The organism is Chryseobacterium sp. BIGb0232 (genome assembly GCF_024810195.1).
Lineage (GTDB): Bacteria > Bacteroidota > Bacteroidia > Flavobacteriales > Weeksellaceae > Chryseobacterium > Chryseobacterium pennae.
Map to the genome: position 1 here is coordinate 167,575 of NZ_JANUEH010000006.1, position 13,612 is coordinate 181,186.

Genomic DNA, 13,612 nt, shown 5'->3' on the forward strand with positions numbered 1-13,612 from the left:
CTAAATTAAGGAATTATTATCTTCTCTCCACCAAATTTAGGTTCTATTCCAAAGATTAAATCCCAATATACCTTAGCTTTGGCCAGATACTCCCGCAGATTGGTCTTTAAACCGGCGTACTTATTCACATCTTCTGCATTGTAGCCAAAGGCTTGTATTCCATTTTTCTGCGCAAGGAAGACTGCTCTTTCGTTGTGGAACTTTTGAGAAATGATGATCAGTTTCGTTTGTCCGAAGATATCTTTGGCTCTTACTACAGAATCCAAGGTCCTGAATCCTGCGTGGTCCAGAATGATTTTATTCTGAGGAATACCCTGTTGTACCAATGCCAACTGCATATCTTCCGGCTCATTGTAGTCTTTGCTGCTGTTGTCACCACTTACAATGATGTACTGTATTTTTCCGCTTTTATAAAGATCCGTGGCGGCTTTGATTCTATTGTAGAAATAAGCATTGGGCATACCATTGTTTAAGGTTTTCCCGGTTCCCAGCAATAAAGCGGTTTTTGCTGTCGGTACTTCAGCAATATTATAAGATAGAGAATCTGCGCTTTCTTTTTTGATGCTGTAATTTGCCCAGGCAATAAAAATAATTCCTGCGACCAGAAGAAGCAGGAAAAATTTAAAAATATTTTTGATTGTTTTTCTCATCTGAGATACATCTTTTAGAATTCAAGTCCGTTTGGAAATGCTTTTTTTCTGAAAATTAACAGGAAAGCAGCTCCTACGGTAATCGCTGAATCGGCAACATTGAAAATATATTTAAAGAATTCAATATGTTTTCCGCCAATGATAGGCCAACTGTCCGGAACATACCAGTCTACTAACGGGAAATGAAGCATATCTACTACACATCCTTTCATGAAGGTAGAATATCCCTGACCAAATGGGGTAAACTTGGAAATCCCACCGTAGCCAATCCATCGGTCGATGCGTGAATCATAAACAGTTCCGCTATCGAAGAGCATTCCGTAGAACATTCCGTCAATAAGATTTCCAATTGCTCCGGCAAAGATGATAGCCATTGGGATTAGCAGATAGTTAGAAGCTCCTTCCTTCAGCCATTTCTTAAACATATAGACCATTCCTCCAATCAGGAAAATTCTTAATATCACAAGTAAATACTTTCCGATAATTCCTCCGAAGTGAAACCCGTATGCCATTCCCGGATTTTCTACAAAAGTCAGTTTAAAACCTGGTAAAATGGTAATGCTGTCATCCAGATTAAAATGGGTTTTAATATAAATTTTTGAAGCCTGGTCTATCAATAATACCAAAAAGGTGATAGCTAAGATCTTTTTCATTACTCTCCTTTAGGTTTTGAAGGTTTTGAAGCAGGTCTTACATTTTTATTATCACTTGCTTTCTTAACCACTTTCTGTCCGTTATATGAACTTTTCACATGAGCTTTCTCAAACTTAATGTTCATTTCTTTTAAAACACCTTTTAGAGCGTTCAATTCCATAGAGTTTTTAGGATGTACTATGATAGATTCCATTTCTTAATATTTATTTTTTACATTTTGGACAATTCATCAAGCCTTTTTCTATCTTTTTCAGATAGATCGTTGATTCCGTTTTTGCCCATCTTACTCAACAGTCTGTCTATTTCTTTCTCCCTGTCACGTTTATCAGAATTAAACTGGTCATCAATGGTGTAGTAGGTATGCTTTTTTGGAGAGAATCTGTTTCTTATCCATTCTCTGTTGAAAAAAGCCAGCACTGCTGCCACAATGATTACCAAAATCAATACTTCGCTCATGGGTATACATTAAAAATTAGGTTTATAAAGTATCCGGAAATACTATATAAACCCAATATTATTTTACAAACCTTACGGCTATTTCTGCATGTTTTTCGCTTCAATGCTTAATGTAGCATGAGGAACGGCTAAAAGTCTTTCCTTAGGAATTAATTTTCCTGTTACTCTACAAACACCGTAAGTCTTGTTTTCGATTCTGATTAAAGCATTCTTAAGATCACGCACGAATTTTTCCTGTCTTCCTGCAAGAATAGAGTTCTGCTCTTTGCTCAAAGTCTCTGCACCTTCCTCAAATGCTTTGAAGGTAGGTGAAGTATCATCCGTCCCATTATTCTGGTCATTGATGAAACTTTCTCTGATAAGCTGAAGATCTTTCTCTGCCTTTTCTATTTTTTCTTTTATGATCGCTCTAAATTCCTGTAAATCAGCATCGCTGTATCTAACTCTTTCGTCTGACATATTCTTTCTCTTTTTTAATAAAATTATGAAATGGAATTTGAAATACTATAACTACATGTTAATTTTTTTCGACATTTATCTTAAAATTAACTTCATCTATTTCGATTTCGTTAAAATTTGAAAGTGAAGATACAATTTCTATTTTATTTGACAAGACCTCAGAAGAAATATATTCCTCATTTTTCTTAATATCTTCAAGGAATGGTGAGTTCTCTTCAATGGAGATATTAATTCTGTCTGTAAGTTCGAAATCTTTCTCTTTTCGCAGGTTTTGAATTCTGTTAATGAATTCTCTTGCAATACCTTCAGATTTTAATTCATCGGTTAACGTCAAATCTAATGCCACAGTTGTTTTACCATCGGAAGTTACGGTCCATCCCGGGATATCTTTAGTAGAGATTTCCACGTCGTCAAGCGTGATCTCATAGCCCTGAACATCCAGTTTTCCTTCTTTTTCAAGAGCCGCAATCTGTTCTGTGGTAAGATTTGTAATCTCTGCACCTACTACCTTCATGTCTTTTCCTAATTTAGGACCTAGCGCTTTGAAGTTTGGTTTTATTTGTTTTACAATTAAGTGAGAGGCTTCTTCAGCATTAATTAACTGTAATTCTTTCACGTTGACTTCCTGCTTGATCAGATCTGCCACAGCAAGAATCTGCTCTTCTGTCTTAGAATCCAATACAGGAACCAATACTTTTTGTAACGGCTGACGAACTTTCACGTTTTCTTTCTTTCTTAAAGAGAAAACCATACTCGTAATGTTCTGTGCCAGGTGAGTCTTTTCAACCAGATCCTGATCGATTAAGCTTTCATCAGCAACCGGGAAATCTGTTAAGTGTACAGATTCACAGTTTTCTTTACCTGTTACTTTATTTAAGTCCTGGTACAACTGATCCATAAAGAACGGAGCAATAGGAGCAGATAATTTTGCTACTACTTCAAGACAAGTATACAAAGTCTGGTAAGCAGAGATCTTATCATCAGAATAATCTCCTTTCCAGAAACGTCTTCTGCACAATCTTACGTACCAGTTGCTCAGGTTATCATTCACAAATGTACTGATCGCTCTCGCTACTCTTGTCGGTTCGTAATCTTCATAGAATGCTTTTACATCCTTGATTAATAAGTTCAGTTCAGAAAGAATCCATCTGTCGATTTCAGGACGGTTTTCAACTTCTTTTTCTGAATAATTGAATCCATCAACATTCGCATATAAAGAGAAGAATGAATAGGTATTGTAAAGAGTTCCGAAGAATTTTCTTCTTACCTCATCAATTCCTTCAATATCAAACTTCAGGTTTTCCCAAGGATTGGCATTGGAGATCATGTACCAACGTGTAGCATCCGGTCCGTATACAGAAAGTGTTTCGAACGGATCTACAGCATTTCCTAAACGTTTTGACATCTTCTGTCCGTTTTTATCCAAAACAAGACCGTTACTCATTACATTTTTATAAGCTACAGAGTCAAAAACAGCAGTTCCGATCGCATGAAGTGTATAGAACCATCCACGAGTCTGGTCAACACCTTCTGCGATGAAATCAGCAGGGAATGCTTTGTTACTGTCAATCATTTCCTTATTCTCAAAAGGATAATGTAATTGTGCATATGGCATAGAACCTGAATCGAACCAAACGTCGATCAAATCACTTTCACGCTTCATTGCTTTTCCGGAATCAGAAACCAATACCACTTTGTCTACCACATTTTTATGAAGATCAACCAGTTCATAGTTAGATTCAGACATATTTCCAATCACAAAATCTTTGAATGGGTTTTCTGTCATCACTCCTGCAGCAATTGATTTTTCAATCTCATTGTAAAGCTCTTCTACAGAACCGATGATCTTTTCTTCTTTCGTATCCTCTGTTCTCCAGATTGGCAATGGGATGCCCCAGTATCTTGAACGGGATAAGTTCCAGTCGTTTACATTTTCCAACCAGTTGGCAAAACGTCCTTCTCCGGTAGCTTTAGGTTTCCAGTTGATTTCTTTGTTCAGATTAACCAATCTGTCTTTTACAGCAGTCATCTTTACAAACCATGAATCCAAAGGATAATATAATACCGGCTTGTCAGTTCTCCAGCAGTGTGGATAAGAGTGGACATATTTCTCTACTTTGAAGGCTTTGTTCTCTGTTTTCAACAAGATTGCAAGCTCTACATCCCAAGATTTCTCAGGCGCAGTTCCTTCATCATAATATTCGTTTTTAATATACTTTCCTGAGAATACTTCCGGAACATTTTCTCCCTGGATGAATTTACCCTGTAAATCTACCAATGGAACAAGGTTATCGTTGTCATCCTTTACCAACATTGGCGGGATCTCAGGTTGAGCCATTTTAGACACTCTCGCATCATCGGCACCAAAAGTAGGCGCTGTATGTACGATACCTGTACCATCCTCAGTGGTTACGAAATCACCTAAGATCACTCTGAATGCATTTTCAGGATTATCGTTTGGCGTAAACCAAGGAACTAATTGCTCATATCTTGTATCAACAAGTTTTTCTCCAGTAAATTCTTTTAAAATTCTGAATGGAATTACTTTGGTTTCCGGAGTATAGTTGGCAAAATCCTCATCTGTACCTTCAGTATATTTCTTACCGAATACTTTAGGTAAAAGAGCGCTGGATAATACAACGGTTACCAGTTCAAATGTATATTGGTTGAATGTTTTAACTACAATATATTCAATATCTCTACCTACTGTCAGTGCAGTGTTGGAAGGCAACGTCCAGGGAGTTGTCGTCCATGCAAGGATATGTACATCTCCATCAACATCATTGAACAAAGCAGATGAATCTTTTTTCACTTTAAACTGAGCTACAACCGTAGTATCTGAAACATCACGATACGTTCCAGGCTGGTTCAACTCGTGAGAAGAAAGTCCTGTTCCTGCTTTTGGAGAGTAAGGCTGGATCGTATATCCCTTATACAACAAGCTTTTGTCATATAATTGCTTCAACAGCCACCAAACAGTTTCCATATATTTTGACTTGTACGTAATGTACGGATCATCAAGGTCTACCCAATATCCGATTTTCTCAGTAAGGTTATTCCATACATCGGTATAACGCATTACCGCTTCACGACAAGCTTTATTATAATCTTCAATAGAGATTTTTTTGCCAATATCTTCCTTCGTAATTCCTAATTCTTTTTCTACACCCAGCTCCACAGGAAGACCATGCGTATCCCAGCCTGCTTTACGGAAAACCTGTTTCCCATTTTGAGTCTGGTAACGGCAGAAAATATCCTTCAATGCTCTTGCCATTACGTGGTGAATTCCAGGCATACCGTTTGCTGAAGGTGGACCTTCATAAAAAACAAACTCAGGATTTCCCTGACGAATCTCAACACTCTTATTGAAAGTTTTATTTTGTTTCCAAAATTCCGCTACATTCTCTGCTACGTCAATAAGGTTGAGGTTTTTGTATTCTTTAAATTGGCTCATTGTAATATCTCAATATTCGTTGATTAATTAAGTCTGCAAATTTACTAAAATTTGTCGGTTTATAATATATGTTTTATGTAGGTTATTTCTATTAAAAACTTCAATCTCAGAAATATAAATAGAGAAACAGCTAAAAAGGGAATAATGAACCTTAAATAAGCGAGTATTTTACCTAATGTTATCTTCGATTTTGCTGAGTGTTTTCAATGAAAAATTCAATAGAAGCGCTTTAGCCCGCTTTAAAAATGAAAAAACATTCCATTGGCTTTAGCCAAAGCTTAATATAATCTCTCGAAGATCAGACAGATTTAGCAGATGTTAGAGCAATCATCTGTGAAAATCCGTGCCATCTGTGGTTAAACAAAAAGATCTTTCAACCGGGAGAAGCAAAATAGCACGATCATTGCTTGAAATCTCGTATATTTAAGTAGAACTAAACCCAAATGCTGTATGAAAATCTTCTCCAAACTGATGGTTGTTATTTGTTTTATCAATATCATCATCACACAGGCCCAAAATAACTATCCCCAAAATTATTTCCGTAACCCACTGAATATTCCCATGCAGTTGGCCGCTAATTTTGGGGCAGTAAGAACTAATCATTTTCACATGGGACTGGATCTGAGGACAAACAGTCAGGAGAATTTATCTGTATTGGCTGCCGCAGATGGCTATGTAAGCAGAATAAAAGTGGAGCGTTATGGTTTCGGAAATGCTGTATACATCACCCATCCGAATGGCTTTACAACAGTGTATGCCCATTTGAATAAGTATTTTGATAAACTTGATGAATATGTAAAGCAGCAGCAGTACAAAGACGAAAAATGGGAACAGGATATTACTTTCCAGCCGGGCCAGTTTCCGGTTACAAAGGGGCAGCTCATTGCTTTGAGTGGAAATACCGGCGGTTCAGCTGGGCCACACCTCCATTTTGAGATAAGAGATACCAAAACAGAAGAATGTCTTAATCCTTTATTGTTTGGTTTTAATATTCCGGATTCTGTAGCACCTATTATCAGTGGATTATATTGGAATGACCGTAGGTTCAGTACCTATGAGCCCGGGGCCAATGGGATTGCTGTCAGAAAAGTAGGGAATGCCTATACCACAGATGTTGTGAGAGTCAGCTCTCCGGTGATAAGTTTTGGAATTAAAGCAGTAGATAAAGCCAACCAGGGATTTAATCTTGGAATTTATAAAGCAGAATTACTGATGGATGGAAAACTGATCTATGGTTTTAGCATTGACAAAGTGAGCTATGATGATACTCGCTATCTGAATGGCTGTATAGATTACACCAAATTCATCAGAGATAAAGTGGGAATTCAGCATTTGTCTACATTGCCTGGAATGAAGTTGGCGAATTACAGTACTCCCAATCTGTCAGGAATTATCAATCTTCAGGATGAAGGTGTTCACAATATTGAAATTGTTTTAAAAGATGTAAAAGGAAATACCAGCAGGTTAACCACAAGAGTTCAGTTAGTTAGTGCAGGCAATGGAATTTCTCCTTCTGGAAAAGTGATTTTGCCTAGTGAAGGGAAAACGTTAACCACTGAAAGTGCAGAGATCAGCTTCAGTAAAAATGCTGTATATGATGCAGTGAACTTTAGTCTGTACGAAAAAAACAGCAGTGATGGAAACGCCGTTTCCAATACCATTGTTTTACAGAATCCATACCTTCCGGTTCAAGATAATTATACTTTGAAAGTAAAACCCAACAGAAAACTTAGCAAAGACGAGAAAGATAAAGTAGTGGTTTTGTTTAATTATGGAAGTGATAAGGATGCTGTAAAAGCAAAATGGAACGGCGATCAGGCAGAAGCACAGTTTAATAGACTGGGGACTGCAGAGCTTATACTGGATAACAGTTTACCATCAGTTTCTTCAGGTTGGAAAGAAGGAGCGGTTGTAAACAGTAGTGCTTTACGCTTGAAAGGCAGTACAAAAGTTGGCGATATTGTTTCTTTCCGCGCAGAACTGGATGGAAAATGGCTGCGATTTGCCCGTGTGAAAAATGATTTTGTCTATATTTTTGATGAAAAGTGTCCAAAAGGTTCAGGTTCGCATACTTTAAAAGTGACTACGATTAATAGTGCGGGAAATACCAATGTACAGACCTTTACATTTCAAAGATAAATGATTGGGAAGGTATAATCTTTTGGGCTTTTACTGTTTCAATCCTTTAATTTTAAATAAATTTGTCCTTTAAAAATTAAAATCATTGGAATTTCACCCGTTCATCGAAAAATCGAGCACACAGGAAATAAAGGCATTTCAGGAAGAAAAACTTCAACAGCTTCTGGTTTATCTTGAAGGAAATTCACCTTTTTATCAGAGGATGTTTAAGGAAAAAAAGATTAATGTTGGAGAGCTCCGTACATTGGAAGATCTGCAAAAAATTCCTGTCACAACCAAGAATGATCTGCAGCAGCACAATCATGATTTTTTCTGTATTTCACCCGATAAGATTGTAGACTACAGCACAACTTCCGGAACATTGGGAGATCCGGTAACCTTTGGCTTGTCTGATGGAGATCTTGAAAGACTTGCCTATAATGAAGCAATATCTTTTGCCTGTGCCGGAATTCAGAAAGGAGATGTAGTGCAGATGATTACTACCATTGATAAACGTTTCATGGCTGGGCTTGCTTATTTTTTAGGATTAAGAAAAATGGGTGCAAGTGTTGTCAGAATGGGTCCTGGAATTCCTGAATTGCAGTGGGATTCCATTTTCAGATACAAACCCAAATACCTCATTACAGTTCCGTCATTTTTACTGAAGATGATCGATTATGCTGAAAAACATGGTCTGGATTATAAAAATTCAAGTGTTTATGGAGCAGTATGTATCGGAGAGAGTATCAAAAATCAGGATTTTACAGATAATATTCTTTCCCAGAAAATCAAAGAGAAATGGGATATCAAACTTTTTTCTACTTATGCTTCTACAGAAATGAGCACCGCTTTTACAGAATGCGAGTTCCAGATCGGAGGGCATCATCACCCTGAGCTGATCATTACCGAAATTCTGGATGATGAAGGAAATATAGTAAAAGAAGGTGAAAGTGGAGAACTTACCATTACTACGTTAGGAGTAGAAGCCATTCCTTTGCTGAGGTTTAAAACCGGAGATATTGTAAAAGCACATTACGAGGCTTGTCAATGTGGAAGAAATACGATGCGGCTTGGACCGGTGATCGGAAGAAAGCAGCAGATGATCAAATATAAAGGGACAACATTGTATCCGCCAGCAATGAATGATATTCTGAACGATTTTAATAATATCCTCTGTTATCAGATCGTGATTCAGGCCAACGAAATCGGACTGGATGAGATCATCATCAAATTAAGTACAGATCAGGAACATGAAAGCTTCGTGAATGAAGTAAGAGACCATTTCCGTGCAAAACTAAGAGTAAGTCCGAAAATTGAAATCATCGATTTTGACATCTTGTCTAAAACTGTTTTTAATCCAAACAGCAGAAAACCAATCACCTTTATTGATTTAAGATAAAGTTATAAGCAAAAATGAATAAAAATCCCTTTTTATAATATCTTTGTGCACCTAAAAAAAACTAATAAATTATGAGAAAATTATTATTGTTGGTCTTCATGGTGATGATGACAACAGTTTTCGGACAGGAAAAGATGAAACTTGTTTCGGGAGATTTCGAAGTATTGAGGGATCAGGCGGATGTGAATGTGGAGGTCAAGTTTGAGGATGTGTTATTCATGAAGGAAAATATTACGGAAGCTCAATATCTTGAAAACAGAAAGAAGCAGGTAATGGATAATCCTAAAAGGGGAGAAGCTGCCTGGAATGAGTGGATTGGAGAATGGGAAAAGTATAAAAAGGAAAATTATGTAGACCGTCTTCTGAAAGGACTGAATGCATCCGGTAAAAAGGAAATATTCAAAAAAGACAGCTCCGCGAAGTATACACTAATCCTGAATACAAAATGGGTATTCCCGGGTTGGCATGCCGGATTGATTGCAATGCCTACGGAAATGAGTGGAAATATACAATTGGTAGAAACAAACAATCCTTCAGTGGTTTTGGCTACAGTGGAACTTAACAAATACGACAGGTTTTCTGGTATGGATGTAACTGTCATGGAATATGGAAGGCTTGCTGCAGCATATGAATCTATAGGGAAGGTTTTATCAAGACAAATCAAAAGAAATTTAAAATAAAATAACAAAAAACGGTCTGAATTTTCAGACCGTTTTTTTATTCTTGAGTTTGTTCTTTTTCCAGCTTGATGAGGTTGGCCAGATTCTTAATTACAGTATCATGCTTTCTCACAAAAGGATTGTCTTTATTCCAGACATATCCAGCCAATACAGCACATATCTTTTTCTTTACATCCGGGTTTTCCGGTTGGTGGAAGAATAATTCCTGAAGGTTTCCGGTGTACCATTCCTTTACATAAGTGGTGAAAACGTCTACACCATATAAGATATAATCTGTGTATTCTGTTTGCCAGTCAATTTTCTCGCCATTCAGCTGTCTTAATGCCAGTTTGGCAGCAAGCATTCCTGATTCTGTAGCGAAAGCCATTCCTGATGAAAAAACAGGGTCGAGGAATTCAGAAGCATTACCGGTTAAGGCAAATCCGTCCCCGAATAGTTTCTTTACAGAACATGAATAGTCTTTCAGATGTCTTGGGTCGAAAAGAAACTCCACGTCACCAAAACGTTTTACGTAATAATCAGAAAGGGAAATCGCTTTTCTTAAAGCTTCAGCAGTATCTCCGTTTTCAGATAGTTTTTCAATATATTCAGTAGGGCCTACAATTCCTAAGCTTGTATTTCCGTTGGAAAAAGGAATTACCCAAAGCCATACTTCTGTTTCAATGATATCAAAAGAAATTAAAGTTCCTTCTTCTCCAGGCTCTCTGTTAATATCATTTACATGAGAAAAAATGGCAGAATGCGGAGCTAATTTTGAAGGTTTTTCAAGATCTAAAAGACGAGGTAGTACCCTTCCATAGCCACTTGAATCAATTACGAACTTTGCATGGATTTCCTTAGTTTCTCCATCTTTCGTTTTTACTGTTGTGATAGAGTCTGTTCCATCGAATTTAATATCAATTACTTCCGTTTCAAATTCAAGGTCTACTCCTTTATTAATCACTTCCTGAGCCAGAGTATTATCAAAATCAGCTCTCGGAACCTGCCAGGTCCAGTTCCAGCCTTCTCCGAATTTGTTGCTGAAATCAAAGATGCAGACTTCGTCACCACGAAGGAAACGGGCACCCAGTTTTTTTTCAAAGCCCATTTTATCCAGTGCAGGGAAAAGTCCGGCTTCATCAAAGTGGTCCATTACCCTTGGGATTAAGCTTTCACCGACTACCAGTCTTGGGAATTTTGTCTTTTCGACAACTTTTACGCTGACATTATTCTTCTTTAAGTAGGAAGAAGACACGCATCCGGAAGGCCCGGCTCCGATTACAAGAACGTCAACAAATTCTTTGCTCATCTTTGATTTTTTATTTTAATAATAACTTTTATCTTTGCCGCAAAATTAGTGACAAATAATTAATATTTTACAAAATTATCAACTATTACTTTTAATTGATGAAAATAAATAACTTTTTAGAACTGAAAGACTTTCAAAAAATTATCATTGAAAATGAAAAAATAGAACTGGATGAATCACTTTTATCAAGAGTGAATACAAGTTTTCAGTTTTTAAAGGAATTTTCAAAAAATAAAGTAATATATGGCGTAAATACCGGCTTTGGGCCTATGGCGCAATTCAAAATCAGTGATGAAGATACACACCAGCTTCAGTATAACCTGATTAGAAGCCACTCTTCAGGAATCGGAAACCCTTTACCTGCTCAGGAAGTGAAAGCTTGCATGCTGGCAAGAATGAATACCTTGTCGCTAGGGAATTCCGGAGTGCATGAGTCTGTTATTTATCTTCTTCAGGAACTGATCAACAGAGATATTATCCCATTGATCTTTGAACATGGAGGAGTAGGAGCAAGCGGAGACCTTGTTCAGTTGGCTCACCTTGCTTTAGTCCTGATTGGAGAAGGGGAAGTTTTTTATAAAGGAGAAAGAAAGTCTACTAAAGACGTTTTTGAAATCGAAGGATTACAGCCAATACAGGTTGAGATCCGTGAAGGGCTTGCCTTAATGAACGGTACTTCTGTAATGTCAGGAATTGGTATTGTAAATGCTTATAAAGCGAATCAGTTAACAGATATTTCCATTAAGCTTTCCTGTGCTATCAACGAAATTGTTCAGGCTTATGACGATCATTTCTCAGAAACCTTAAATGGAACAAAAAGACACTATGGTCAACAGAAAGTGGCAGAAAGGATGCGTGTGCATCTTGCAGACAGTAAGCTGATCAGAAAAAGAGCAGACTATCTTTACACCCACTTTGAAGAACAGGAAAAAGTATTCAAAGAAAAAGTTCAGGAATATTATTCTTTACGATGTGTTCCTCAGATTTTAGGTCCGGTATTAGATACATTGGAGTATACAGAGAAGGTTCTTGAAAATGAAATCAACTCTGCGAATGATAACCCGATCATCAATGTTGAAGATCAGCATGTTTACCATGGCGGAAATTTCCATGGCGACTATATCTCTCTGGAAATGGACAAGCTGAAAATTGTAGTGACAAAGCTTACTATGCTTGCAGAAAGACAGCTGAACTATCTTTTAAATGCTAAAATCAATGAAATTTTGCCTCCTTTTGTGAATTTAGGTAAATTAGGTTTCAATTTCGGGATGCAGGGTGTACAGTTTACAGCAACTTCCACTACAGCGGAAAGCCAGATGTTGTCGAACCCTATGTATGTTCACAGTATTCCTAATAATAATGACAATCAGGATATTGTAAGCATGGGAACCAACGCTGCGGTAATCTGCAGAAAAGTCATTGAAAATGCTTTTGAAGTATTAGCGATTGAAGCCATTACCATCATTCAGGCTATTGAATATCTTGGTTTTCAGAATGAAATTTCATCATCTACAAAAGAACTGTATGATGAGATCAGAAAAATAATTCCTGCCTTCTCAGATGATATGGTAATGTATCCGTATCTGGAGGAAGTAAAGAAATATTTAAAGACAATGTAATTATATGCTCAGATAAATTGTCTTAAAAAAACAAGGTAACTTAAAAAAAACTAAAACAAAATAAACACTAACGCATGAAATGTGCAATTATAACAGGAGGCTCCAGAGGAATCGGGAGGGCAATCTGTATAAAACTGGCTGAAGAGAAGAACTATCATATACTGATCAATTACACTTCCAATGAAGCTGCCGCAAAGGAAACTTTGGCGAAAGTAGAAGAATTGGGCGCTACAGGAGAAATACTTAAATTTGATGTAGGAAATGCCGAAGAAGTACAGGAAGTATTAACCGCATGGCAGGAAAACAATCCTGAAGCTGTGGTTGAGGTTATTGTTAATAACGCCGGAATTACAAGAGACGGTCTATTTATGTGGATGCAGAAAGAAGACTGGAACAGTGTAATCAATACCAGTTTAGACGGTTTCTTCAATGTTACTAATTTCTTTATTCAAAAGCTGCTTCGTAACAAATATGGTAGAATCATTAATATGGTTTCTGTATCCGGAGTAAAAGGAACAGCAGGTCAGACCAATTATTCAGCAGCTAAAGGAGCGCTTGTAGGTGCTACAAAAGCCCTTGCTCAGGAAGTTGCCAAGAGAAATGTTACAGTGAATGCAGTAGCCCCTGGTTTTATCAGAACAGATATGACTCAGGAATTCAATGAGGATGAACTGAAGGCAATGATTCCTGCCAACAGGTTTGGAGAAGCAGAAGAAGTAGCAGATCTTGTAGCGTTCTTAGCTTCTAAAAAATCTTCATACATTACTGGAGAGGTGATTAATATTAACGGCGGAATTTACTCGTAAATAATGTAACAATATATCAATGTACCAAT

At 37.2% G+C, this 13,612-nt stretch carries 12 protein-coding genes; 5 read left to right on the top strand and 7 right to left on the bottom strand.

Translation table 11 applies throughout. The features are described from left to right. Positions 1-5: 5 nt before the first annotated feature. From M2372_RS15435 to ileS, 6 genes are all read right to left on the bottom strand, one after another. The gene (locus tag M2372_RS15435; RefSeq protein WP_123321101.1) at positions 6-650 is read right to left on the bottom strand and encodes a vancomycin high temperature exclusion protein; all 645 of its coding nucleotides are present in this window, start codon (positions 648-650) and stop codon (positions 6-8) included. A gap of 14 nt (positions 651-664) precedes the next feature. Continuing rightward, positions 665-1,303: a lipoprotein signal peptidase gene (locus tag M2372_RS15440; protein WP_115969930.1), complete on the bottom strand. Its 639-nt coding sequence runs from the start codon at positions 1,301-1,303 to the stop codon at positions 665-667. Beyond that, positions 1,303-1,497 (bottom strand): DUF2683 family protein, encoded by a 195-nt coding sequence (locus M2372_RS15445; RefSeq protein WP_115969932.1) that lies wholly within the window; start codon positions 1,495-1,497, stop codon positions 1,303-1,305. Before M2372_RS15445 ends, M2372_RS15440 begins: the two co-directional genes overlap by 1 nt. A 17-nt stretch (positions 1,498-1,514) precedes the next feature. Further along, positions 1,515-1,760, bottom strand: coding sequence for a DUF6576 domain-containing protein (locus tag M2372_RS15450; RefSeq protein WP_123321102.1), 246 nt, complete (start codon positions 1,758-1,760; stop codon positions 1,515-1,517). 78 nt (positions 1,761-1,838) lie between these two features. Then, positions 1,839-2,219 (bottom strand): TraR/DksA C4-type zinc finger protein, encoded by a 381-nt coding sequence (locus M2372_RS15455; protein WP_045501318.1) that lies wholly within the window; start codon positions 2,217-2,219, stop codon positions 1,839-1,841. A gap of 58 nt (positions 2,220-2,277) precedes the next feature. After that, the gene (gene ileS, locus M2372_RS15460) at positions 2,278-5,673 is read right to left on the bottom strand and encodes an isoleucine--tRNA ligase (protein ID WP_123321103.1); all 3,396 of its coding nucleotides are present in this window, start codon (positions 5,671-5,673) and stop codon (positions 2,278-2,280) included. A gap of 450 nt (positions 5,674-6,123) precedes the next feature. Here ileS and M2372_RS25540 point away from each other — a divergent pair, with 450 nt between their 5' ends. The 3 genes from M2372_RS25540 to M2372_RS15475 all read left to right on the top strand — a co-directional run bounded on the left by M2372_RS25540 (position 6,124) and on the right by M2372_RS15475 (position 9,870). After that, positions 6,124-7,812, top strand: a complete 1,689-nt coding sequence (locus M2372_RS25540) for a M23 family metallopeptidase (RefSeq protein WP_123321104.1) — start codon at positions 6,124-6,126, stop codon at positions 7,810-7,812. An 85-nt stretch (positions 7,813-7,897) separates the two neighbouring features. Further along, the gene (locus M2372_RS15470) at positions 7,898-9,190 is read left to right on the top strand and encodes a phenylacetate--CoA ligase family protein (RefSeq protein WP_123321105.1); all 1,293 of its coding nucleotides are present in this window, start codon (positions 7,898-7,900) and stop codon (positions 9,188-9,190) included. A gap of 71 nt (positions 9,191-9,261) precedes the next feature. After that, positions 9,262-9,870: a hypothetical protein gene (locus M2372_RS15475; RefSeq protein WP_123321106.1), complete on the top strand. Its 609-nt coding sequence runs from the start codon at positions 9,262-9,264 to the stop codon at positions 9,868-9,870. Between the two features lie 37 nt (positions 9,871-9,907). On the opposite strand, the gene M2372_RS15480 is transcribed toward M2372_RS15475, so the two are convergent. Beyond that, positions 9,908-11,158 carry an NAD(P)/FAD-dependent oxidoreductase gene (locus tag M2372_RS15480; RefSeq protein ID WP_123321107.1) on the bottom strand — a complete coding sequence of 417 codons (1,251 nt, stop codon included), beginning with the start codon at positions 11,156-11,158 and terminating at the stop codon, positions 9,908-9,910. Positions 11,159-11,256: 98 nt separating this feature from the next. Between M2372_RS15480 and hutH the strand changes: the two genes are divergently transcribed. Beyond that, positions 11,257-12,777 (top strand): histidine ammonia-lyase, encoded by a 1,521-nt coding sequence (hutH, locus tag M2372_RS15485; RefSeq protein WP_185018922.1) that lies wholly within the window; start codon positions 11,257-11,259, stop codon positions 12,775-12,777. 74 nt (positions 12,778-12,851) lie between these two features. After that, complete coding sequence (gene fabG / locus M2372_RS15490; protein WP_115969948.1) at positions 12,852-13,583, top strand: 3-oxoacyl-ACP reductase FabG; 732 nt, start codon at positions 12,852-12,854, stop codon at positions 13,581-13,583. Positions 13,584-13,612: the final 29 nt, after the last annotated feature.

Excerpts from the sequence above, each read along its gene's own strand:
- M2372_RS15435 (WP_123321101.1), bottom strand. The coding sequence starts at position 650 with ATGAGAAAAACAATCAAAAATATTTTTAAATTTTTCCTGCTTCTTCTG.
- M2372_RS15440 (WP_115969930.1), bottom strand. The coding sequence starts at position 1,303 with ATGAAAAAGATCTTAGCTATCACCTTTTTGGTATTATTGATAGACCAG.
- M2372_RS15445 (WP_115969932.1), bottom strand. The coding sequence starts at position 1,497 with ATGGAATCTATCATAGTACATCCTAAAAACTCTATGGAATTGAACGCT.
- M2372_RS15450 (WP_123321102.1), bottom strand. The coding sequence starts at position 1,760 with ATGAGCGAAGTATTGATTTTGGTAATCATTGTGGCAGCAGTGCTGGCT.
- M2372_RS15455 (WP_045501318.1), bottom strand. The coding sequence starts at position 2,219 with ATGTCAGACGAAAGAGTTAGATACAGCGATGCTGATTTACAGGAATTT.
- ileS (WP_123321103.1), bottom strand. The coding sequence starts at position 5,673 with ATGAGCCAATTTAAAGAATACAAAAACCTCAACCTTATTGACGTAGCA.
- M2372_RS25540 (WP_123321104.1), top strand. The coding sequence starts at position 6,124 with ATGAAAATCTTCTCCAAACTGATGGTTGTTATTTGTTTTATCAATATC.
- M2372_RS15475 (WP_123321106.1), top strand. The coding sequence starts at position 9,262 with ATGAGAAAATTATTATTGTTGGTCTTCATGGTGATGATGACAACAGTT.
- M2372_RS15480 (WP_123321107.1), bottom strand. The coding sequence starts at position 11,158 with ATGAGCAAAGAATTTGTTGACGTTCTTGTAATCGGAGCCGGGCCTTCC.
- hutH (WP_185018922.1), top strand. The coding sequence starts at position 11,257 with ATGAAAATAAATAACTTTTTAGAACTGAAAGACTTTCAAAAAATTATC.
- fabG (WP_115969948.1), top strand. The coding sequence starts at position 12,852 with ATGAAATGTGCAATTATAACAGGAGGCTCCAGAGGAATCGGGAGGGCA.